14 protein-coding genes and 1 pseudogene are annotated in these 23,784 nt (G+C 62.3%); 13 read left to right on the top strand and 2 right to left on the bottom strand.

Annotated features, from left to right (window positions below; translation table 11 throughout):
- Positions 1-57 precede the first annotated feature (57 nt).
- The 7 genes from QT386_RS20630 to QT386_RS20600 all read left to right on the top strand — a co-directional run bounded on the left by QT386_RS20630 (position 58) and on the right by QT386_RS20600 (position 14,532).
- Positions 58-4,485 (top strand): hypothetical protein, encoded by a 4,428-nt coding sequence (locus tag QT386_RS20630; RefSeq protein ID WP_289275635.1) that lies wholly within the window; start codon positions 58-60, stop codon positions 4,483-4,485.
- A gap of 380 nt (positions 4,486-4,865) precedes the next feature.
- A complete protein-coding gene (locus tag QT386_RS20625) occupies positions 4,866-5,756 on the top strand; it encodes an SH3 domain-containing protein (protein WP_289275634.1) in 891 nt (296 codons plus the stop codon).
- Between the two features lie 68 nt (positions 5,757-5,824).
- Positions 5,825-6,034, top strand: a complete 210-nt coding sequence (locus QT386_RS20620) for a hypothetical protein (RefSeq protein ID WP_289275633.1) — start codon at positions 5,825-5,827, stop codon at positions 6,032-6,034.
- A gap of 86 nt (positions 6,035-6,120) precedes the next feature.
- Complete coding sequence (locus tag QT386_RS20615; protein WP_289275632.1) at positions 6,121-7,419, top strand: MFS transporter; 1,299 nt, start codon at positions 6,121-6,123, stop codon at positions 7,417-7,419.
- A gap of 953 nt (positions 7,420-8,372) precedes the next feature.
- The gene (locus QT386_RS20610) at positions 8,373-9,041 is read left to right on the top strand and encodes a hypothetical protein (RefSeq protein ID WP_289275631.1); all 669 of its coding nucleotides are present in this window, start codon (positions 8,373-8,375) and stop codon (positions 9,039-9,041) included.
- Positions 9,038-11,551, top strand: a complete 2,514-nt coding sequence (locus QT386_RS20605) for a hypothetical protein (RefSeq protein WP_289275630.1) — start codon at positions 9,038-9,040, stop codon at positions 11,549-11,551. The genes QT386_RS20610 and QT386_RS20605 overlap by 4 nt, the downstream gene beginning before the upstream one ends.
- A gap of 197 nt (positions 11,552-11,748) precedes the next feature.
- A complete protein-coding gene (locus QT386_RS20600) occupies positions 11,749-14,532 on the top strand; it encodes a hypothetical protein (protein WP_289275629.1) in 2,784 nt (927 codons plus the stop codon).
- 258 nt (positions 14,533-14,790) lie between these two features.
- Here QT386_RS20600 and QT386_RS20595 read toward each other — a convergent pair whose 3' ends face one another.
- Both QT386_RS20595 and QT386_RS20590 read right to left on the bottom strand, forming a co-directional pair.
- Complete coding sequence (locus QT386_RS20595) at positions 14,791-16,320, bottom strand: IS3 family transposase (RefSeq protein WP_289275628.1); 1,530 nt, start codon at positions 16,318-16,320, stop codon at positions 14,791-14,793.
- 233 nt (positions 16,321-16,553) lie between these two features.
- Positions 16,554-16,781 (bottom strand): hypothetical protein, encoded by a 228-nt coding sequence (locus QT386_RS20590; RefSeq protein WP_289275627.1) that lies wholly within the window; start codon positions 16,779-16,781, stop codon positions 16,554-16,556.
- Positions 16,782-17,457: 676 nt separating this feature from the next.
- Here QT386_RS20590 and QT386_RS20585 point away from each other — a divergent pair.
- The 6 genes and pseudogenes from QT386_RS20585 to QT386_RS20560 all read left to right on the top strand — a co-directional run.
- Positions 17,458-18,993: a DUF4331 domain-containing protein gene (locus QT386_RS20585; RefSeq protein ID WP_289275626.1), complete on the top strand. Its 1,536-nt coding sequence runs from the start codon at positions 17,458-17,460 to the stop codon at positions 18,991-18,993.
- Between the two features lie 11 nt (positions 18,994-19,004).
- Positions 19,005-19,235 carry a hypothetical protein gene (locus QT386_RS20580; protein ID WP_289275625.1) on the top strand — a complete coding sequence of 77 codons (231 nt, stop codon included), beginning with the start codon at positions 19,005-19,007 and terminating at the stop codon, positions 19,233-19,235.
- A 12-nt stretch (positions 19,236-19,247) separates the two neighbouring features.
- Positions 19,248-20,411: a tetratricopeptide repeat protein gene (locus QT386_RS20575; RefSeq protein ID WP_289275624.1), complete on the top strand. Its 1,164-nt coding sequence runs from the start codon at positions 19,248-19,250 to the stop codon at positions 20,409-20,411.
- Entirely contained in the window at positions 20,408-21,526 is a 1,119-nt protein-coding gene (locus tag QT386_RS20570) for a HupE/UreJ family protein (protein WP_289275623.1), read from the top strand. The genes QT386_RS20575 and QT386_RS20570 overlap by 4 nt, the downstream gene beginning before the upstream one ends.
- A gap of 88 nt (positions 21,527-21,614) precedes the next feature.
- Positions 21,615-22,688: a porin gene (locus tag QT386_RS20565; RefSeq protein ID WP_289275622.1), complete on the top strand. Its 1,074-nt coding sequence runs from the start codon at positions 21,615-21,617 to the stop codon at positions 22,686-22,688.
- Between the two features lie 370 nt (positions 22,689-23,058).
- Positions 23,059-23,340, top strand: a pseudogene (locus QT386_RS20560) (IS3 family transposase); the annotation flags it as partial.
- Positions 23,341-23,784 lie beyond the last annotated feature (444 nt).

The following is a 23,784-nucleotide window of genomic DNA, read 5'->3' as shown; positions in this document are numbered from 1 at the left end:
CCGCAACCCATTCGATGCACCGAACGTCATACCTAAATATTCAAGGGGACCGCTTCCATGAACAACAAGCTACCGTTTGCCCTATCCGCCCTCGGCCTTATCAGTCTGGCGATCCATCAGCCGGCCTTCGCCCAGCAGTCGGGGCCCGCACTCAACATCGAGATCACCCAGACCGGTGGGGTGGTCAAGCCGCCGTCGGGCGCCGTGAGTATCGAAGGAACCCCCTTGAAGGTGATCGACGGCGACAGCCCCGAGACGAAGTATCTGGTGTTCACCGACGAAGCGGCGGACATCACCTTTACCTTTGAGATCGAGATTCCGGGTGACGGAACGCAGACGGGGGGGTTCACCATCGAGGCTGTGGACCGCGCCGATGCGGAGGCGAAGTTTGCCGCGGCCTATGCCGACTTCCTGACCGCGATCAACAACAAGAATCCCGGTACCACGGTCACTGGCGTATCGGACATCAAGATTCCGGATGGACAGGTTCTCGTGTCGACTGACAAGTACTTCGCTGTAGGCGAGCCCAGCGCCGGAGGCCCATCGCGCCTCGTGGCCGCCACCAACGAACTCAGCAACTCCGTCATCCTCACCAGCTTCGCCGACCCGAGCCAGATCCAGGCGCAGGTCCAGAGCGCGCAGGTCGGTACCGCTGTTGAGAACGCCGTGGATGCGGCGCTGGCCACCTCGGGCAACACGCTGGCATCCAATGCCACGGTCATCAGCCAGCTCGCCTCGCAGACTATTGCCACCGGCGAGAACAGCCTGGCTGTCGCTGCGCTGGCGACGACCACCGACCAGACCACCAGCACCGCGACCATCGAGCAGTCGGGAGCCGGCGTGCGGATCACCAACGATGGCACACTGTCTGGAGCCACCAGCGTGACCGTGGACAGCAACGCGCTGACGGCCACCGCGCGCGCCAACGACAGCACCAGCCGGCTGATCGCCAGTGGGGCCAACTCGGGCGCAGGCGGCAACGATGCCACCAGCGCAGCGCAGGACAACACCTATCCCGCACCGGGCACGCTGACCATCCTCGGCGACCTGCAGGCTGTCGGCGTCCAGGGCCTGGACCAGCAGTCCAACGTCAGTGCCAGCATCAACACCTCGGTCCTGGGCCTGACGGACGAGGCGGGCGCCGGTACCGTGGATACCATCGCAGGCGGCATATCGGTGAGCGGCAATCGCGCAGCATCGGTGGCCGACGGCAATCGCCTGGTGCTGGAGCTGACCGATGCCCTCAGCGGTAGCGACGTGGACAGCGTTGCCTACGGACTGCAGACGGTCAACGACACCAGCATCAGTGCCGCCGCCAGCGCCACGGTCGGCGTGGACGTCACCACGGTCACCAGCAGCGCGCTGGTCGTGGACGGCAACCGCACGCAATCCGCGGCCACCGGCAACCGTGCGACTGCCAGCGTTAGCGCACGCCCGAATGGCGCCGACGACAGCCTGGTCGCGGACGTCGAGCAGTTTGTGCGCGCGGAGACGCTCGATGTGAACATCGAGTCCATCGCCGCCGATAACCTGATCGGCCTGAGCGGCGTGGATACGGCCACCAGCGTCAGCAGCAACGTTGCCGGCAACCTCCTCACGGCCATCGCCACCGGCAACGACCAGAGCACCGTGGCCGACCTCGGCGCGGGCGTGCAGGCCGGTACGGCCAGCATCGGTGGCAACCAGACCCTGGGCGTGGTCGCTGGCGACCTCACACTGAGCGCCAACATCAGCAATTCTCGTATCGGCACCGTCGCTACCACCGACGCCCTGTCGCAGACCACGGTCTCGGACAATACCGCCATCGGCCAGGTGATCGGCAACAACGCCCAGCAGAGCGTGGCCGCGTTCGCCGGCGCGCGTGAAGCCAATCTGGGTGTGATGCAGGACCAGCAGGCGATCGGATCATCGACACAGCTCCTGACCCTGGCCGCCGACGTCAACGGGCTGGGAATCGGCTCCAGCGCCACCACGCTGGCGGCCCCGCAGCTGACCGTTTCCGGCAACCGTGCCGCAAGCCTGATCACGGTCAACCGCAACAGCCAGAGCCTGGGCGCGCAGAGCGGCGGCAGCAATGCCACCGGCACCACCGCGGTCAGCGCCACCCAGGCGGCAGACAGTATCAGCACCGGCGCCAACGTCACCGACCTGCGTCTGGGCGTGATTGACGCGGGCACCACGATCAGCGCGGACCCGGGCCGCGCCGCGGCGGAGATCACGGTCTCCGGCAATACCGTGGACGCGCAGACCGAGCTGAACCGCTCGGTGCAGACGCTCGACAGCGCCAGCGGCAATTTTGAAGGCACGGTCGTACTCAGTGCTACCCAGACCGCCAACACCGCCGCTGGCGGCGTATCGGACGTAGTGGCTGGCCTGACCCGCGCCGGCGCCGGCCTGTACGGCGCCACCGAGCCCATCGACATCGTCGATGGCCGCTTCAACCTGACGATCAGCGACAACAAGCTTGCTGCGCAGGCGCAGGCCAACCAGGCGCAGGCACAGATCGGCGCGGTCAGCGGCGTGGTCAATCTGCCCAGCGCGACCGACCGTCTCGGAGTCAGCCTCACGCAGGTCGCGGATGACGTGGACACGCGGGCGCAGAATCTTGACACCGGCCTTGGCCTGGTCGAGTCCAGCCCGACGGCAGCACTGTTCGGCAGCAACACTGATAACGTCTCGCTCAACGTCAACGGCAACACGCTGCAGGCGCTTTCGCGGCGCAACAATGCGGGAATCGTGTTCGGCGCGGTGTCCGGCCAGATCAATCAGGGCGACGTGGGCAGCCTGGTCAGCCAGACCGGCGGCATCGGTGCCTCGCTGGCTCAGAACAGCGGCGTCTATGTTGGCGTCACCGCCGCCACCACGGCCGCCGATCTCGGCCTGGGCAACGCCCGCGCGGGCACCGGCCTGACGGTCACCGGCAATAGCGTGCGCGCCGATGCGGCCGACAACCTGTCCACTATCGTGGGTGCCGGCGTCAACGGTACCGTGGGGGCCAGCGCACGCGTCGGCGCCACGGTTACCCAGGCCAGCGCGGGAGCGACGGTGGATGCCACCAACAACAGCGTCAACCTCGGCGCGAACCTGCTCAACGGCGGCACCGTCGGAAACGGCACCGGCAGCACCAGCGTGAGCGTCGCCGACAACAGCCTGGTCGCCGTGTCGGCAGCCAACAACAGCACGGCAAGCCTGGGTGGGATCTTCGGCAGCATCGCGGCCGGCGGAACGGCGGGCATCGATACCACCCAGACGCTGGACAGCCTGGTCACGGCCAGCAGCAACAGCATCAACGCCGGAATTACCGACGCCAACATCGGTAACGTTGCGGGGGCAGGTGCCACCAGCCTGAGCGTCTCGGCCAATGGCGTCACCACGGTCGCCAGCGGCAATGACAGCCGCGTGGTGGACCTGGGTGATTCCGCCGCCAACATCGACGGCACGCTCGGCGCCACCGCCACGCAAACGCTCAACAGCAACGCTTCGCTGGCGGCCAGCAACGGCGGCCTTCGGATCGGCGCGGTCGGTATCGGTGAGCTGGGTACCGAAGGACTCGCGGCACTGACGGTGGACAGCAACCAGGCCGTCACCAGCGCCACCGGCAACAACAGCGAAACCACGGGCACGGTGTCGGGCACGCTGACCGGGCAGATTGCCCTGAGCGCCACGCAGGTCATCAGCGGTTCCAGCGGCGGCATCAGTGCAACCAGCGGCACCACGGACAATGTGATCGGCGTACAGGCCGCCACGCTGGGTGCCAATACTAGTGTCAGTGTGGCCGACAATACGGTCCGCTCCGCAGTGGCAGGTAACCGCGTGCTGAACAACCTGGACGGCGCGGCCTTCTCCAGCGCCACCGGCACGATCGCGCTGACTGCGACGCAGGCCCTGACGGGCAACGCTGCGGCCACCAGTGGCGACCTGTTCTCGGAGGTGACCAACACTATGGTGGGCGTCATCGGCGGGGATGGCAGCGTTCTGCCGGCAGCGGCGGTCAGCGGCAACCGGCTGCAGGCCACCACGGTGGGCAACGACTCCAGCCGTCTGCTGAACAACCTGAGCGGCAACTTCAACGCTGCGACCACGGCGGTGACGGCCAACGACACGCAGACCACCGACGCTGCGGTGCTGGTGGCACGGGTGGCGGACAGCAGCATCGGCAGCAGCCTGTTCTCCGACTCGTCGATCCCGACGGCGCTGTCGGTCAATGGCAACGTCGTGGTGGCCCAGACGATCGCCAACAGCAGCAATCAGCAGGTGCAGCTGAATGGCGTGAGCACCATGGGCGGCCCGCTGACCAGCCTGAGCGCCGGCCAGAGCCTGCTGAACACTACGGTGACGGCGACGATCAGCAGTGTGAATGTCGGCTTCAGCACGGCCGGCCTGACCACGCCGGGCAGCTACACGGGCGGGGCCGTCACCAGCGGCAACAACCTCAATGCCACCGCCATCGGCAACCAGAGCAGTCTGGTCCGCAGCGGCCGATAAGCCAGGCGGCTCCGGTCCGGGACTGCGCCATTGTCCCCGATGAGCGCAGTCTCGGGCTGAAAGCCAGTTTTGTTGAAAGGGAATTCGAATCCGAGCAAAGGCCACGGTACTAGAGCGACGGTGAGCTGAACTCTATGAACCCGTGCCTGACGACTCCCAGCGAGCACGAGTTCAGGCCCAGTCCACGGTGTCCATCAAGCGCCGGGGCCTTTCCCTCTGCCAGTACCAAAGTGGCAGAGGGCTTTCTATTGGAGCGATCTGCAATGACACGGCCGGTTAAGTGGCGATTCAAGCGAACCGTCTGGGCCTTGGCCCTGGCAGCGCTACCCTGGGCGCCGCCGGCGCCGGCACAGACAGCGGCACCCACTCGGGCCAAGCTGATGATCAACGTCCGCGCGCAGCCTGACCTGGGCAGCGGCATCCTCGGCGTATTGAATCAGGGCGAAGCGGTTACCGTGCTGGCGGAGCATGGCGAGTTCGTGCGCCTGCGAACCCCAGGGGGTACCGAGGGGTACCTCAAGCACAAGTATCTGCTGAACTACGCAGGCCCGCGGCCAGCACCGGTTGCTCCGCCGCCTGTAGCCGCTCCGGCAACGCCGCCGGTAGAGATCTACCGCTCACCCTATCCGGCCGTGCCTCTGGCGGGAACCCCGACGCGGTCGCCGGTCTCCAGCGTGCCGCCCCCGCCGATGACTTTCCTGACCACCGGTGCCGGTGCCGGAATCCAGTTCACGGCAGGTGTGGGATCGGCATTCAGTAGTCAAAGTCGGGAAGGCCTGCGGCGGGACCTGGCCAGGGAGGGTTACGCAGGAGAGGTCGATAAGCTCGATCGCGCAGTCCCTGGTGGATTCCTGCGTGTCGGCTATGGGTTGAGTGCGCCCTGGAAGGTCGAGGTGGCACTGAGCTACATCGATGACTTTGATGTGTACCTGAGCTCAACGGCCCTGACGCCGATCACCTTGGCGCAGTCGGTGGAAGACCATGCGCCGGCCAGTGGCTTCGGATTGGCGCCGACGCTGGGCTACGGCTGGAACTGGCCTGGCAGCGCCATGACCCTGCGGGCCGGTGGATACTTCTCGCTCGGCAACGAGACGCAGGTCCGCCTAAACGGCCGTCCGTTGGATGTGGACTACCAGACGCACAGCTGGCTGGCGGGCGTTTCCTGGGAGACAGCCGGCGATTCTGGAATCTGGTACGGGCTGGACCTGCAAGTCATGGACCTGAACGAACTGGCAGGGCTGGTGGCGGTGAGCTTGCGATGGGGCAACTGAGCCGCAGCCGTATGGAAAGCCCACCGGTCGAGAGGGGTGGTGAGATTCACCGGCAGGATCGGAGACTCATGGAACGCACTGTTCTGCCCGCCGCACTCGCTCAAGCCCTCCAGGCGGCAGCACGTTCCTTCGTCGTGCAGCTGTGCGACCCCGCTGATCCCACCCCCGCCCAGGCCATCGGCAGGGTCGAGAATGTGGCCTCGGGCGAGGTCGCGTACTTCTACACGATGCAGGAACTCGGGGAATTCATGCGCCGCACGGCCGGAGCCGGCGGCTGATCCAAGGCGCATGCTGGACGATATTGGCGCATCCTGCTGCGTCGGCAGGCTTCATACTGCTGCCCTGCCTTCCTGGAAATTAACCCGTGAGCCCTGAGCGTCCCGTCGCCCGACCCTTGTATCTCTGGTTCGTCGTGGGCGTGCTGCTTCTGACGTCGATGCTGTCCTTCCTGGATCGCCAGGTCCTCAGCCTGCTGGTGGCCCCACTCCAGGCGGAGTTCCAGATCGGCGATGCGCAAGTTGGGCTGCTATTGGGCGGGGTGTTCGGACTGGCGTACGTCCTGGCCGGCCTGCCTTTGTCCTACGTGGCGGATCGCGGCCATCGCCGCAACCTGATCATCGCCGGGCTATTGTTCTGGAGCCTGGCAACAGCAGCGACCGCACTGTCGCGAAGCTTCGGAGATCTGCTGCTGGCGCGCGCGGCGCTCGCGATCGGTGAGGCGGCGCTGGCGCCCGCGGCTTATTCGTTGATCGCTGCATATGCTCCGCCTCATCAGGCTGCACGCGCGACCAGCGTATATTCGCTGGGTGTCTATCTGGGCGCTGGCGCCGCGGTGCTGATCGGCGGGGTGCTGCTACAAATGATCGAAAGCGGTGCCTACTGGACGCTCCCGGTAATCGGCGCCGTGCAGCCATGGCAGGCGGTACTGCTGCTACTTGCCAGTGCCGGACCCGCGCTGGCACTGCTGTTGCTCGCTGTGCGGGAGCCACCGCGCACCGTGCCGGCATCCCAGGCTGGATCGGCCCAATGGACGCTCCTGCGCGGGCGCTGGAGCGTGATCCTGCTTCTGGCCAGCGGATTCGCGCTGATGGGCATGTCCGGCTACGCGTCCTCGGCCTGGCTGCCCAGCTACTTCGTGCGAACGCACGGTTGGTCCGTGGCTACCTTCGGCATGACCTACGGCATCATCATCTCGGTCTTTGGAGGCGCGGGGGTGCTTTTTGGTGGCTGGCTGGCGGACCGCTGGACTGCCGCCGGGCACAGGGATGCCGTGCTTCGAGTGGGGCTGCTGGCGTCAGCGGGCAGCGTGGTGTTCGGGCTCTGGTTCCTGTTGCCGATCGATGGGCGCGTTGCTGCCGCTTTTATCGCACCTTCTACTTTCACGATCGCGATGACCGGTGGACTCTGGGCGGCCGGCCTGCGGCAGTTGGTGCCTGTGGTGATGATCGGACGAGCGACGGCGTTGTGCCTGATGATCATGACACTGGCCGGACTCGGCCTGGGGCCGACACTCGTCGGCTGGCTCAGCCATGCCTTTTTCAAAGGCGACGGGTCATTGGCAATGCCATTGCTGCTGGTCTGTGGCGGGTCACAGATTCTCGGAGGCGTGGCGTTATGGGCAGCACGCCGTCCCTATCTGTCTGCTATCAGCATATCGAGCTGAAAGAGTGACACGGAATCCGCATGGAAGGCATTCGCAGGCTTAAAGGTGGCAGAAGGGCTGCGTGGCCATGCCGATCGCTGAAGCAGGGATGCCAAGGGACGGGCACAGAGCGATTGGGTGAATGCACATGACCCCCGAGAGGCGTGGGCCTAACCTGGGCACAAGATGGGCATTCATGCCCAACTACGTTTTGTGCCTGGAATTGGGATCGGGTCAATCCGTGAAGAGCGGAGATTGGCCGAAGTTTTTCGAGAGCAGGGTGCCGGCTGCCGAGCCGGCACTAAGTCTTTGATTTGGTGCGCCCGGAGGGATTCGAACCCCCGACCCTCGGCTTCGGAAGCTATAAGTGTGTAACGCTACAAGCGACGATATTTCACTTTAATCTATTAAAAACAATATGTTAAATCAAAAAGCAGCGTCGCATTTTCATGCAATAATATAGCACAATGTAGAACTAGGTAGATTACCGCACTACGAAATCGGTCGATAAAGTTGACTGTTTCTGCGCTTTTCCAGTATACAAAGCCGGTGCGGCTCGGGTGACTGAGCGGTATAGATCCGCGTCACCAAGTTGGGGTGCTTGGGGGCATCCGGGAGGAGACCGAGCTGTCTCCGATTTGTGGCTCCCGCAGGGATCTGAGGGCAGACACCAGCTTAACCGCCGCTTGGGAAGACTCTTTGCCAGCAATATGGGTATGGGGCATGCCTTGCTTTGGCGCCTCTTCCGGCACGCGTCGACCGCCGATTTGGCGGACGTGCCAGTGACAACATGAGGTGGTTCTCGAGGCTCGTGAAGGTGCTGCAGCTGTCGCGATTCGAGGCTGCGGGACGGCATCCGCCGACGGGCGGGAATTGTGCTTAGGGGATGGTCCCAAATCGCCTGCTCAGACGACCAGGCGTGGGGTACGTGCTGGCCCCCGAGTTGGGGGTTTTCTACAGGTCGGAGTCGGGACATGGCACGTTCCCCGAAAGGGCGAGATTCAAGGGACGCAGCGGTGGGCTGCATCGAGCTCACTGCAGGGCAGCTGCAGGTGATCGCCCGAGTTCAGCCCGAAGAACTTTTCAGACTGCATATCGCGTACCGGCCGGAGAGCCCCGTCCGTACCGAAGAAGGTGCATTGGCGCTTCTTCAATTGGTGCCTCCCCAAGTGGCGTACCGGGGCGACACCGAAGCAGGCGGTTACTCCCTAGCCGGATGTGTCTCCCTGACTCGAAAGTTAATTGCTGCCTGCCGGCCCGAGTCGACCATCCGATGCCTCGTCGTGGATAGGGCGGCCCCTTCAGTCGATCCGGCAATGCTTGGAACCCTCATGTATAAGGCTTGCACCATAGATGAGTTGGTGAAGTGGGCGACCCAAACGGAGATTTGGGAGTGGTGGCACTGGAAAAAGCCCACTGCTGTTTCCGTGGCGGAGTTCTTCGATTTGGGCCGGAATAGAGCTGCAGACTTGCTCCGCAGCGCCAAAGGAGAGCCGGCCGACACCGACGCCGAAAACGCCAACGCCGACAATGCCAAAGCTGATGCCGACAACGTCAAGGTCGACGCCAACAACGTCAAAGCCGAGGCAGACGAAGTCAAGGTCGACGCCGACGACCCCGGGGCGGCAGGGGACAAGGCGTGAAATGGCGCGACCACAGGGCAGCTCTGATTGTGGAGCTTGGGGCCAGGGGAGGGGGAAAACCCCTTGCGTCGCTGCTCCAGATTTTGTTTGCTCCGCCTAATCTTCGCTACCTGGGCGCCATCCTAGAACGGGGTCGTCTGCTCTCGTCGATTGGACCATCCTGGCGCGATTTGCCAGATCCAGCCTCTAGCGCTTCCTCCTTTACCGACGCATTGGTATGGGCCGCTTCGACCGCCGGTTCAATAGACCCCTCCTACCAAAAGGAGTGGTTTCAAGCTCCGGGGCGTGATGCTGGGGTACGAAGCAGTCCCCTCAACAGATACTGCATTAGTGAATTCCCAATCTGGTCGGCGATGCTCGTCGAAATCGACTCACTGGGAAAGAATTTCTTCAATGACCTGTGTTCCGAGGTGATCGGGGATATGGTCTCGGCCTCGTGCAAGTTGGTGACTCCCGAGGCGCACAAGCAATTTGTTAACGAATGGCAGGAGCGCCGGGAGACCAAGGGTCGGACTGAGGTGATACGCCCGACTCATCCATACGGCCCCCGCCTGTCTGCCTTCAGCTCGATTGAACATACTCTCCGATTGCTGTCCCGGCCTGAGCACGACTTGGCATGGGAGCGCTTGGAGGTGGCAGGTCTAAGTGCTGACGCGGTTCTGGGTAGCCCGTCAGAGGCTTATGGAATCGGTGCCGACACCCACGAGCTCCTGGTCGAACTGTCGAACCTCCTAGAACGCCTAGATTTGGACGCGACCCGAGGTGGGAGGCGTTTCAATCGATTGCTTCGAAGCTCGAAGTTGCACGAGATCGGTCGTGGTCGATTTGTCTACCAACTGAAGTGGATCTTCGAGGCGGCCGAATTGGCCGCAGAAGAGTCAGGTCTGACTCTGCTCAGTGAAATCGATCAGAAAGGGGCAGTTGGACGACTCTCCCAGGACTATTCGCTCGAAGAAATTGTAGAGCCATCCGGAACCGTCGCGTATACAGCGACGGCCGAAGAGTCGAGTCTCCTTTCACCCGCCTTGGTGGTGCGGACGAAGTGGCACTATCAACTTGCCCAGTCCATAAACCAGTTGCCGCGGTGGACCCTCAAGGCACTGACCGGTCAGAAATTGGCGCAACTGCTACACACGGTCCTCGGTCCTGAAATCGACCTTGCAAGTGATAGTGTCGAAATTCTGCGATCCAGGATGATCAACGCGGCAAGCTTTGCAACAGGGCACGATCGGAAAACCGTTCAGGAAAGTCTCTGGATCGATGATTCAAAGCGGACCACGATATCCAGTCGCATCGAGTACCGGTTGCAGGACAGGCAATTTCGCGTTTCGGCCAAACGCCCCGAACTGGTGGCGGGCGAGATCTTGGGCGGTCCCAAGAAAATCGAGGACTTCCTTTGCATTCCGGATCGCATCGGCTTTCACCACCTGGCAGAGGAATGGTTTCGCCGCCAGGGGGGGAATCGAGCGAGCATTGCTGAAGCCGATCCCAGTCTGCAGCAGTCGATGCTTCGTGAGTCAGAAATCGACCTTGAGCTGAGGGCGGCTGGAATACTGCCGGCCCAGATAGCACAGGCGCTGCCAAGGGCAGTGCTCGACCAAACGGGCGACCTTGCATCAATCGCCCTTTGGGGTGATTGGGAGCCGGTGCACACTCGAACGATTCGCCATTACCTTGGGCCGATGTCAGGGGGCATCGAAAAGGCAATCGACGCAGCACTGCTGACATTGATCCATCGCGCGAAAAAATCGCATGGGAGGTCCCAGGACCTAATGAAGCCGGCAGACGACGTCCGTGCGCGCCTCGATGGACGGCGTATAGGTGCACCGAAGTTGCCATCACGCACTGAAGTGCAGGACCTGTGCGCCTCCTACAGGGAGCGGCTCTCGGTCGTGCCGGATGGATCGATGGCTTCTGTATGGGCTTACTCGAACAGCTACATTGCGTACTCGGCGTTCATGATGACGGCAGCTCTTGCCTATCGTGCAGCCATAGATCCACAGCAAGAGTACGTTGAGGTCGGCGGACGCACTATCGCCCTATTCAGCGACAAGGACTCCGAAGGCTTCCATCGGCGAATTGTTCCAGTGCCCGGGGTCTTTGTTGATCACCTGCACCACCTAAAAAATCATCGGCGGCTGATGGCCTCGTTGCTGCGTTCGCTCGCGCGGATGCAGGGATCCAACCTCTTCTGGATCGATGCTGGCAAGGCGAGGGTATTTGAGCCTTTGCGCGCCGAACGTGACGCTGGTGACTTGTGGCCCTACAGAATCAATGCCTTGCGACGGCGCATGAGAACGCGCCTGTTCGAACGCGGCGCGCCAGGGCTGCCTGTGGACGTATGGATGGGCCACTGGAACCTTGGCGCCTGCCCCTGGATGGAGGGCTCCGGCTTTCAGGTCGGCGAGCTGCACGACTTGGTCGCAGCGCATGTCGAACCGATACTCATTGAAGACGGATGGGTAGCGATACCGTCCATCCTGGTTGACGGGCTGGCGTGGACGTCGTGACGACCTTGTCGCCCTCTTGGGAGCATTTCCCGGATAGCGCTGCGCCAGAACTTGGGCGCTTGATTTCATCGGTCCCGCCCGATGAATTACAACAGTGGGAACTCACGTGGAGCCGACTCCACCTTCTATGTGTGGCCCCATCGGGTGATTACGTCTGGGATTCGGCTTCCCTCACCGTCGAAGGTGCCAGGGAAATCTTGCTGAAGCATCTGTCGAGGTCGACCAAAGGCTCGAGCACTCCCGTCAGTACTCTGCAGGGCGAGATCGAGCGAGCGAAGGCGATCCTCGAAACCATAGTCGGTAGGCCGATTCCGGGAATCGTCATTTGCCAGTTCCCGAAGCCGAGGCAGACGATCGGGGAAATGGTTGGAACGGATATGGAGGCGGCATCAAGGATCGATGCTCTACTCGAAATATTTCTTGATAAAGCGAGGGGCGGCAAAGAGCGCGCGCCGTTGGACCCAGTTGAGGTAATGGGCTTGATCGCGCTGCTTCTGGTTATGGACAACGGCGTTCTCAATCGCTACGAGCTCGCCTCGGCGCTTGAGGCCCTGACAGAATCGAAGAGCGTCCGCGTCTGTCACAACAGTTACTATGTTTGGTTGCCCGCGATTCGCGGGCCCAAGCATGATGGCGTTGGTGCGCGCCGTCTCTATTTGACGCCCAGAACCGCTGCGGCGGCCATGGCGCTGAAGGCCAATGGATCGGAATTTCCTCGACCAGACGAGGCGATAAAGAGGTTCTGCGCGAAGATGGGCATGCGCAGTGCCGAAATTCCAAGTTTGGCTTCTCTCATGCGCGGTGTAGCCACTCGATTGCGGCTGACGCCGAGAGTTCCCCAATTCGTGGTCGATTACGCGGAGGGCCGCGTCGTAAGTTATGCCGTTCCGGAGTCGGTCTGGCGCAGGTTAACGGGGTTGGCGCCATGGGTCGAACAAGCTCCGTTGGATCGGCCCTCGAGGGAACCTGAGTCCCAGGAAGGCGACGGGGCGACAGGTACTGATCTGCGCCGTGAAGATCGGGGATACCTGACCAGCTCCCGAAGCATACTTAGGGCAGTAAAGGAGTCCGCGGCTGCTATCGAACAGCTCCGTGCCTTGTGTGAATCCCGGCCGCCTGTGTCGGAAATTGACCAGCTTTTGCTGGAGTGGACGATACATCTGCTGGGCGAAAAGCTCACAACGGGTGTTCCGCGCAGGCTGAGCAGTGTCCGGACAATGCTCAATGCACTTGGCCCCCGTCTGATGGCAGCACTTCTGGAAACCCCCATACGAGGGCTCGCCGATGATGACTGGCATTTGGCTCAGGAGCAGTTGCTTGATCCGGAGTTATCGAGCTCCTGGAACGCCACGATCAGGAAGTCTTACTCGCACTTTGTGAGCTGGGCGTACAGATCTGGGAAGATCGATCAACTCCCCCCGTCGATTCAAGGCCAACAGCTAGAGGGTGTGGTTAACGCCAACCTGATCGCTCCGCTCGAATTCAAGAGCCTTCTCGAAATGCTCAGCGACGAGGCGTCCACGGAGAGTGTGAGTGATCGAGAATATCAGGGAGTGATCGCCCGATTTGGGTTCGCCTATTCGATGCGCCGAGGGGAGGTTGGCGGGCAGCGGCGCGGCGAGATCAATCTCGACACGGGGTCAACGATTGATGTTGTCCACAATTCTCACCGAGCATTGAAGACGGATTCGTCGCAGCGGCGTATCCCCATCGCGTTGAATGATCATTGGGGCATGGACGACGACATTCGATCTCACATCATGGAAGGAGATCCGAGCGAAGTCCTGGTTCATGGTTACGGGGCGACAGTTTCCGAAGATACCCTTCAAAGGCGGCTGAGCAAGAAGTTGACTGAAGTCACCGGGGATGAAGGGGTTAGCATCCAGACACTGAGGCACTCAGCGGCGAGTTGGCTTCTGGTTACGCTTTACGCAGATGATCTCAAGTTGGACCGGTTCTCGGACGACTGGCCCTTTCTTCGCGAGTTGATACCTCATTGTGCTCAGGCGAATGGGGTGTTGATGGGCAAGCGCGGCTCCATGCATCGCCTTCACGCCGTGCGCGGCCTCCTCGGCCATCGTCACGAAGGTATGACCTTGCTTCACTACTTGCACGCGCAAGACTGGCTGCGACATGCCGCCGTGACTCTTGGCCGGGAAGCCGAGATTTCTGGGGTGCAGGCGGTTTGTATCGCTGCCGGCGGTGCCAGGCCGCGGGACGCCTCGCTGCGGGCGGTCATGCTCAGTGTCGAACGGCAGTATCCCAGCCGAATCGCTAGAAATGATAATCCCCGCAATCCGGAGCCGAGGGCAGGCGAGGGGAGTCGCCATTCAAAAGCGCTGGCAACGCCGCGCGACTGGATGATCCTGTGCAAGCGTATCAGCTCCGGCGCAGTGGAGGTTCCGGCAGTCACGCTGGAGCTTCATACGAAGATCGTCGATCTGATCAACGAGAAGAAGGCTATATCGAGGTCCAAGCTCGGGCCGCATGGAATTTCATGCCTCGCAGACATCGCTCCAGAATCGGATGACGAGCGAGCCCTGTGCAAGGCGATGCATCTTTGGTCCAGCCGTGTGGGGGCTCGAAACAAGAAAATTCCGGCGTTCGCTCAGCTATTGCTCGAAGCGTTTGAAACGCAGGGCGGTGGACAACTCGTGCTTTCAGTCGACAAGGCCAGTCGAGTACTTTCCTTGATGGACTCGCTTTCCTCAGTGGCGGGCCTAAAGTTTGAGCTTTCGATTGAGCGCCGGGTGCGAGTATCGAAGACAAATGCTCGCCGTGTTGTAATCAAGGTCAGCAGCGTAGCAGAAGCGCGCGCCCTTGGAGCCAAGCGTATCTTCGTCCGCCCTCGATACGGAAACGAGGAAGCGGGGGGCAACAGGCTGCCTTTAGAAGCCTTTGTATGGACGCTGGCGATGCTTGTGCTTTATCCAACGGTATTGGGGGCGACTCCTGTGCCTGGCTGCGCGGAATCCGGATGATGACGCAATACCCCATTGGAGATTAGCTCCGAATCGAGCTGCTGCTCTAGAAAATCGCGGCTGCAGCACAGCGTGGGCTAGAACTTCCACATGCAAATTCCGTCCCAACAGTCGCGGGGCTGCTCACACCCAGTGCCGGTCGCATCCTGGTCGACGGCGTCAATCTGGCCGATCGCCACGCTTGGCGCGAATGCGTCGCCTATGTGTTGGCGCGCAGCGAAAGTTGACCCAGGGGGTGCGGCAGAAATCTTGGACCGGTTAAGCAGCGATCGCTAGGTTCCTGCGGTGCTCCATGGGACTGCGGTAGCCCAGCGAGATCTTAATCCGTACCTCGTTGTACCAGCGGATATAGGCGTCCAAAGCTGCGACAAACTCTTCGATAGTTGTGGACAGCCAATCGCGCGGGTAAAAAAGCTCGTTCTTGAGGCGACCAAAGAAACCTTCGCATGCCGCGTTGTCCGGCGAGCACGCCTTGCGTGACATGGAGCGAACAAGCTTCGCCTCCTCAATGCGGGACAACCAGCCAGGCCACCGATAGTGGCCGCCTCGATCCGAATGCACCACAGGTCGGTTGATGCAGCCAGCAACCGTCTCGATAGCCGTATCCAGCATCGTGTTGACGAGCTCAGCGTCTGGACGGGTGCTGATCGGCCAGCTGACGACCAGGCCGTCGTAGCAAGCGATAATCGGGGACAGGTACACCTTGCCGGCCGGAATCTGGAATTCCGTGATATCCGTGAGCCACTTCTGGTTGGGTCCCGCCGCGCTAAAGTCCCGATTTAAGAGGTTGTCAGGCGCTGGACTGATCTCGCCCATGTACGAGCCGTATCGACGGCGTTTGCGCTTGACGGGGATCAGGGACTCCTGTTTCATCAGTCGCCGAACGACCTTCTCGGAGATATTCATGGATTGCCCGGTGAGGGACGCGCGCATCCGGCGGTAGCCGTAGCACCGGTAGTTGCGCTCGAAGATGTCGGCCATGGCGCGGCGCACCTCGACGTACTTGTCTCCGACCTCAAGCCGGGCCAAATGGTAGAAGAAGGAGCTGCGTGGCAGGCCGACGGCTCGGAGCAGTTCCGCCAGAGCGTAGGTTGGTCTCAGGGCATCAACCAGCTGTGTCTTCTCCCGGTTCGTCAGGAGCTGCTGGTAGATGCCCAGATCTTTTTCTAGAAGTTCGTTCGCCTTTTTAAGAATGTCTTGCTCGAGCTGCAGGCGTCGGATGTCTCGTCGAAGCGACTCGACCTGCCGCTCCAGCTCATCGCGCTCAGGGCTTGGGGAGGGCTCACGTTTGCGTGTCATGGGGACGGAGATGTCGCTGCCGAGCAGCTGATGCTTCCAGTTGTACAGCGTGGGGCGCGACAAGCCCAACTCATCCGCCACAGACCGCGCGCTACCTTGCCGCAAGCACAGCGCGATGACTGCGGATTGCTTCTCCGCCGGGGACCGCTCCCGAGATCGCCCCACGATGCGCGGGCATCCCTCCGGGCGCCATTCTTGAACCCAGGCGGACAGCAATGGTCTGCAAGGATAGCCCAGCGTCCTGATCGTCGCCGAGATACAGCGACCATTCTCCAGATAGTGGTTGACCGCCCGTTCTCGCTGCGCCTGCGTGTACTTCGCCTGGCGCGTGTAGCCGGCCGGCATATCGATGTGCTGCTCATACTGCCGAAACCAAGCCTTGAGGTCGTTCTTGGTTGGATAACCGAGCTGCCGGATGGTCAGACCGACTCGTTTGCCCAGCTTGATGTACAACTGCACGGCGCGTAGCCGATCCTCGTGTGAATACATGAACTACCCCTTCAGATAGTCCAAGATTTTGTCCGCACCCCCCCTGGGTCAACTCTCGCTGCGTGCCAACACGCATCGGTCGTCAGTCACAGGAACTCTCGTTCTGGATTATGTGATGCAATTTCAGATCGACCCGGATGCCCGCATTTACCTCCCGGCACAATGCAGAGGTGATCGAGCAAGCCCACCGGGGGCGACTTTGTACTTCGCTCATGTGACCGTCCATATGGAGGTTAGGGACTTTGCGGCTTAACGCCGATCAGATGGACGCCGAGCCGCTCCGCCTGGCAAATGGCAAGCTCCCAGCCCGCCTGTCCAATTTTCGACTGCACCCTCGCTGCGCCCTCCCTCTCGATGTCAGACAAGAAGGCGAATGTGCCGAGGGCCTCAGAATGCCGATTCTGATGGTCATTCAAGCGTTCATCCCGAAAGAACTCGCTGGCAGTCTTGTTGAATCGCATTCTGGAAATCCACGACTCGGAGGGTGACGTTTGCACGCATATCGACCAAGGTCGGTCCGCACCTCCGTTGGTGTTGTTATGATCAAAATCGGCATTTGGATGCGCTCCTGGAGCAGCGCTTGAATGCGGATGATGTCCGCCGGTCGTATCCGACGCGCTAAACTGAACCGGCGACGCACTGGAATCGATATGAAGCCCCATGAGGCATGCCACGCATCCGACATATGAGGCGCTTACGTAGGAAGCGCATGTCAGGTGTTTTGGGGATTGGTAATGGAAGCATCGATTCTTGGCGGACGGCTTTGCGAGCGAGCTGGGCTGTCAGTCCAGTTGGCATTGCCTGTGGGTTGCCTGAATGTGTAGGAATCTGGCCCTGGTCCTAGGCGATCAGCTGGATCTAGGTGCATCGGCGTTCGACGGGTTCGATGTAGGCCGCGACCTCATCTGGATGGCGGAAGTGTGAGAGGAGTCCACGCACGTACGGTCATCCAATCTCAAGCCGAGGCTGATCCGGATCAGCAGCCTGCCGCGCTCGCCCAGCGGCCTGCAATAAGAAATTATGTGCACAGGCCGAGATTGCGTGAATCCAATTGTCGGCAAGCTGCGTAAGACCCTCCAGTTCGGGTGATCACCCTACCGTAACCAGGAGAGATTGGTGACTAGAAACAAGATTGCAATGGCTGCTGTGCTTGCCGCCACTAGCCTTGCGATGGGCAGTGCCGCCATTGCTTCCAGCCACCGCGAGGCGCCTTTCGTCGCCGGCCTGCCTAAGGTGGATGGCACCGATTTCTACATGTTCCGCAGCTACGAGCCCGGCCGCGAGGGTTTCGTCACCATCCTCGCCAACTACCAGCCGCTGCAGGATGCCTACGGCGGGCCGAACTACTTCACCATGGATCCGGATGCGCTCTACGAGATCCACGTGGACAACAGCGGCGACAGCGCCGAAGACCTCACCTTCCAGTTTCGCTTCACCAATGCCTACGGTCAAGCCAATATCCCTTCGCTGAACGTCACAGGCGGCAAAGTGCCGGTAACCGGTGGCCCGGCAGGCGGCGTGCAGGTGCCACTAGCCAACATCGGACCAGGCATGGGCGCGGCCACAGGCGCGCTCAACGTCACCGAGAGCTATACCGTGAAATTGGTGCGCGGCAACCGCCGCACGGGCTCGGTGGCAGCGGTCACCGCCGCCAGCGGCGGCGCCAGCAGCTTCACCAAGCCGGTCGACAATATCGGCAGCAAATCGATCCCGGACTACGCCGGCTACGCGGCAGGCTTCGTGCAGAACATCAACGTGCCGGGCTGTGCGGCCACCGGTGCCCGCATGTTCGTCGGCCAGCGCCGCGAAGGTTTCGTGGTCAATCTCGGCCAGGTGTTCGATCAGGTCAATCTCAACCCGCTGGGCGCTCGCAATTCGGCGGGCAACACCATCGGCAACAAAAATGTCACCACCCTCGCGCTGGAACTGCCCATCGCCTGCCTCACCAACGGTGCCGACCCTGTGATCGGCGCCTGGACCACGGCCAGCAAGCGCCAGGCGCGCCTGCTCAATCCGAACCCCGCAGGCCCCGTGGCGAACGGTGGCGGCCGGGGCCCGAGCCGGGATGGTGGCGCGTGGACGCAGGTTTCGCGTCTCGGCAGCCCGCTGGTGAACGAAGTGGTGATCGGCATCACCGACAAGGACAAGTTCAACACCAGCGAGCCGAAGAACGACGTTGCCAACTTCGGCGCCTACGTGCTGTATCCGACCCTGCCGGTGCTGGTGAACGTCCTGTTCAACGTGCCGCCCCCTGCCACGCCGCGCAATGATCTGCTGGCGGCCTTCGTCACCGGCGTCACCGCCACCGTCAACGGCGCGCCGTTCAAGTACACCGCACCCACCAACCTCACCGTGCCGGGCGAAATGCTGCGCCTCAACACCGCTATTGCGCCGGCCGCCATCGGCAACCAGAACGATCTGGGCTTCCTGGGCTGCGATCTGGCGGGCTTCCCCAACGGCCGCCGCCCGGTCGATGACGTCGTCGATATCGCGCTTACCGTCGCTGAAGGCGCGCTCACTGGCACTAACGGTCTGCAGACCTGCAACGTCTCCGGCGCGACGCCGATGGTCGTCAATCCGGGTGCGGTGGTAAACGACGGTGCTCGTCCCAATCCCGCGGCGTATCTCACCGCCTTCCCGTACCTCAATACGCCGGTTCCCGGCTCGCCGTAACGGAGGGTGCCATGACCCGACTGAAATGCTTCAGCCTTCTGCTGGCGCTGTCCTCCGCGATGTTCGTCACGGCCTGCCACGACGATAACGCGGCGGGACCGCAAGCTGCGCAGACCACATCTGAGTTAGTGGATCAGGAGATTGCCGACAACACCACCGAGGTGTCGGCACCGCTGCCGCTCAACCAGTTGAACATCAGCGACGAAGACACGAACGACACGGCACCGCCGCGTCCCATCTGAGCAGATAGAGCGTTGCTGACCGTCAATTCCCCCCGCGCATCGCGGGGGATTCTCTCGGCCGTACTGCTGGTCTTGCCACTGTCGTCAGCTGCCACCCCGTTCCGGCCCACCGATGATGGGCAGGTGCTGGAGCATGTCCCGGCCGGCAAGGTGGCGCGCATCGCGCAGAAGGCGCCCGCTACGCCGGAGGCGGCGGCGGCTTTGGCTCAGTCCTACATTGAGCGCGCGCGTAGCGAAGGTGATCCGCGCTGGCTGGGTTATGCGCAGAGCATGCTGCGCCCGTGGTGGAACCTAGCGCTCCCGCCCGCGCCGGTGCTTTTGCTGCGCGCGACTCTGAGGCAATCGCAGCATGACTTCGACGCCGCGCTGGATGATCTCGGCCTGCTGCTAAAGGACAACCCGCGTGATGCGCAAGCGTGGCTGACGCGCGCTACCGTGCTGCGTGTACTGGGCCGCTATCCAGAGGCGCGCGCAGCCTGCGCCAGGCTGATCGGACTCACGGATGACTTCGTGCCGGCGCTATGCGTGGCAGCGGTTCGTGGTCTTAGTGGCGAGTTGTCCGCTGCCTTGGTGCAGATTCAGGCGCTTGAAGCGCCTGGCCGCGCACGCCCGCCGTCGCTGAGTGCCTGGTACTGGGCCGAATACACCGAGATGCTGGAGCGCAGCGGCGCCGTTGAAGAGGCCGCGGCCGCCTACCCGCGGGCATTGGCGGTAGCGCCGGATGACTTGGGGCTGCGCGCCGCCTATGCGGATTTCCTGCTGGACCACGGCAAGTCTGCCGAAGCATTGGTGGTAGTGACACGCGATGACGGCGATGCCCGTGTGGACGCTCTGCGCCTGCGTCAGCTGCTGGCGCAACAGCAATTGGGCCGCGTCGATGCCAGCCTTCAGGCAGCCGTTGCCGACGGCTTCGCCGCTGCGCGGCAGCGCGGCGATTCTCCGCATCTGCGCGAGGAGGCGCGCTATGTATTGCAGGTTCGTGGCGACGCCGCACAGGCTCTATCGCTGGCGAGACAGAACTGGCGGGTGCAACACGAGCCCTGGGATGCACGCTTGCTGCTCGCCGCCGCCAAGGCCGCGGGCCAGCCGGCAGCTGCCAAGACGGTCCGCGACTGGATTGCGGCCACAGGCTACGAGGATGCGCGTCTCAGGCCTTACCTGGACGCCGCACCATGAGCCGCACCGGCCGTCTTTGTTGCGTCCTCCTGCTGATGCTGTGCGGAGGTGCCGCGCAGGGGCACCGCCCCAGCGACGCCTATCTCACGCTTACCGTGGAACAGGCACAGCTCCACGGCCAGTGGGAGATCGCATTGCGCGATCTCGAAGCCGCCGTGGGCGTGGATGCCAACGGCGATGGTGCCATCACCTGGGCCGAACTGCGCGATGCACAGCCGGCGCTGGAGCAACTGCTGAAGTCGTCACTGCAGGTGTCCACAGACCGTGGCGCCTGCCCGTTGCGGATCGAGGATCTGCTCGTCAACGACCGCCTCGACGGGCGGTATGCCTGGTTCACGCTTGCGGGCCATTGTGCTCAGCCACCCGGGACGCTGGCGCTGGACTATCGCCTGCTGTTTGACATCGACCCCACGCACCGCGGCATCCTGGTTCTGCATGCCGGCGCGCTGACGCAAACCGCCGTGTTCAGTCCGGCGCAGGCGCAGCGCTCGCTTTCGCTGCGCAGCGCATCGCGCTGGACACAATTTGCGGACTACCTCCGCGAAGGTATGCATCACATCTGGATCGGTACCGATCACATCCTGTTCCTGGTCACGCTGCTCCTGCCCTGCGTGCTGGTGCGGGTTGGCACCCAATGGGTGGGCGTGCCGCGCCTGCGCACCGCCCTGCTGGACGTGGTCGGTGTGGTGACCGCCTTTACCGTGGCCCACTCCATCACCCTCTCGCTGGCAGCGCTGGATATCCTGCGCTTGTCGATCGCACCGGTAGAAGCGGTCATCGCGGCCTCGGTGCTGCTGGCAGCGCTCAACAACCTGTGGCCGGTGGTCATCGGCCGCCGCTGGCTGCTGGCCTTCGGCTTCGGCCTGATCCACGGCTTCGGCTTCGCGTCGGCTCTCAGCGAACTCGGCCTGCCGGATGAGGCGCGCCTGCTTTCCCTGCTGGCCTTCAACGCCGGAGTGGAGCTGGGGCAGCTTGCCATCGTAGCCATCCTGCTGCCGGTGATATTTCTGCTGCGGCAACGGCGACTCTACCGCCTGCTGGTGTTGCAGGCGGGCTCCGTGCTGGTAGGGGCGGCGGCAGCCTGGTGGATGATCGAGAGGCTCACGTCCCTCTGACGCCCGGGCGAAAGGGCCCAGTTTGCATCCACTTTGTAGCTTGGCGCGTAACGGCAGCAGGGAATTCAATAAATTCAGGGGATTAAAGATGCAACGCATGCTTGCCGCCACCGCTTTGGCTCTGGTCGCCCAGTCCGCCTTCGCCGTTGAAACCGACCTAAGCTTCGATGCACACCTGGCCGGCTCCGTGCGCCATCTCGACAGCGATTTCGAGGCGGTCGGCGATGAATACGACACCGTCAACAATGCCTCCAAAGCCGGGCTGGCCCTGAGCGTCAAGCACGACGCCCTGCACTGGTTCGCGCGCGTGGATGCCGGCGAGAAGAACGAGAAGGCCGGCATCGAGAGCCTGCGCCAGCTCTATGCCGGCGTCGATACCCCGCTCGGGCAGCTGCTGATCGGCCGCAAGGCCAACGACTACCGTCTCTCGGGTGAGCGCCTCGACCCGTTCTACGACACCTCTGTGACCGGCTTCAACGGCCGCGAGGCGCGCGAAGGCGCGAGCTTCGGTCTTTCCAACCTCACCAACGGGTTCACCACCAACACCGTGGCCTACACCACGCCGTCGATTCTCGGCGGACTGCGCCTGAATGCCGCGGGCTATTTCGGCCGGGAGGACGCGCCGAATGATGAGACCGACTACGCGGCCGGTGCGGACTACGTGATCACCGGCCCCGACGATCAATACCTGGCGAGCGCGGGCGTGCAGTACATCAAGATCGAGAATCCGGCCTCGTTTGCGGCGGGCAACGTGGACCGCAATTCGCTGCTCACCGTCAGCGGCTCGCCTGGCAAGTCCGAGAGCGTTCGAGTGCATGGCTCCTTCCGAACGCCGCGTTACAGCGTCGGCGTGTCCTTCGAGAACGTGGACGTGGCGGCGGAACCCGAGCCGCGTCACTACCTGCTGGTTTCCGGCAGCTATTCGCTCAACGCCAGCACGCAGCTGGCGGCGACTTACGGCAAACTCGATTTCGAAGCCGGCAGCCCGGCGCTTTCAGGCGACGGCTACAGCCTGGGCGTGATACACAAGATCGGCATGGGCTTCAGTGGCTATCTGGCCGCGCGCCAGGTCATGCTGGATGTGCCGGGTGACAGCACGACCATCGCGCTGGGACTGGCCTACGATTTTGAGGCTGATCTCGGTTCGATATTAAATTTCTAGGCCGTCAAGCGAACGATTGCGGAGAGAAGCTTGGGACGTGAATGGTAGTCTGCGGTTTGCGACGGACCTACCACATGCAATACCGCCAGCCGCAGAGGACGGCAAAAATTCATTCTCGTTATGTTCGATGCGAGAAACGCAGGCCGCTGTTGTTGATAGGGGCGCTCACCTACGCACGGTTATTGCTTGATGTCCCCCGGGTTGCTACTCCAGCCGGGGCTCGTGCCAGGCAATAACCCAGTGCACCGTCTCGTCCAGATTCGAATCTACGGGACCAACCCGTTGGCGAAAGAACTGCTTAAGCAAAAGCGGGGTGTCCCGGGAGTTCTGAACCTCGAGGTATCCGCGTAGCTCCAGCTTGAACACCAAGCAGTTCACCAGCAGCGACTGGCAATCGTTCCTGAAGGCGCACCGGATGCAGTCAAGCATGAGTCGTCGCGGGAACTGTCACGACAACGCCGTGGCCGAGAGCTTCTTCAGCGCATTGAAGAAGGAGCGGATCAAGCGACGGATCTACCCGACACGGGTTGCTGCGACGTCGGACCTGTTTGACTACATCGAGATGTTCTACAACCCGATCCGCCGGCATGGTTCCGCTGGCGGCGTATCACCGGTAGAGTTTGAAAAGCGCTACGCGCTAAGCAGCAACTGAGTGTCTAGGAAACTCTGGCCGTACCAAGATTGGCAGTCCCTGCACCGGCAGGCTCGTTGAGGTCTTCTACCCAGAGGGGGCCACTGTGGAGGTAAACGTGGTCATCGCTTACATCGATCCGGCGCGATAAGTAGAACTCACGCTTGGGCTGGCATTTAAGTAATTGGCACCAACGCCTCAACAACGCCAGTAGTTATAGGGCGATTATTGCCTTGGTTAGCCAACTCTGACCCACTAGACTCTTCCACAGAAACCATGTCAAGTTTGCGCCCACGGTCAGCATGTTGCGGGAAGTCCCCGTAAGTGGCGGGCCTGACCATCGGAGTCTTCATCTAATGACTGTTATCGTAGCCGGCCGAAGCCTTACTCGACCCGACGGATTGACCGCTCATGCCAGATTGGCGCTGGCAACCATTGACGGGGGAATGGAGTGGCTGAGTTGGG

It is taken from the genome of Solimonas sp. SE-A11 (assembly GCF_030345715.1).
Lineage (GTDB): Bacteria > Pseudomonadota > Gammaproteobacteria > Nevskiales > Nevskiaceae > Solimonas_A.
This window is presented reverse-complemented; position numbering and strand designations above follow the sequence as displayed.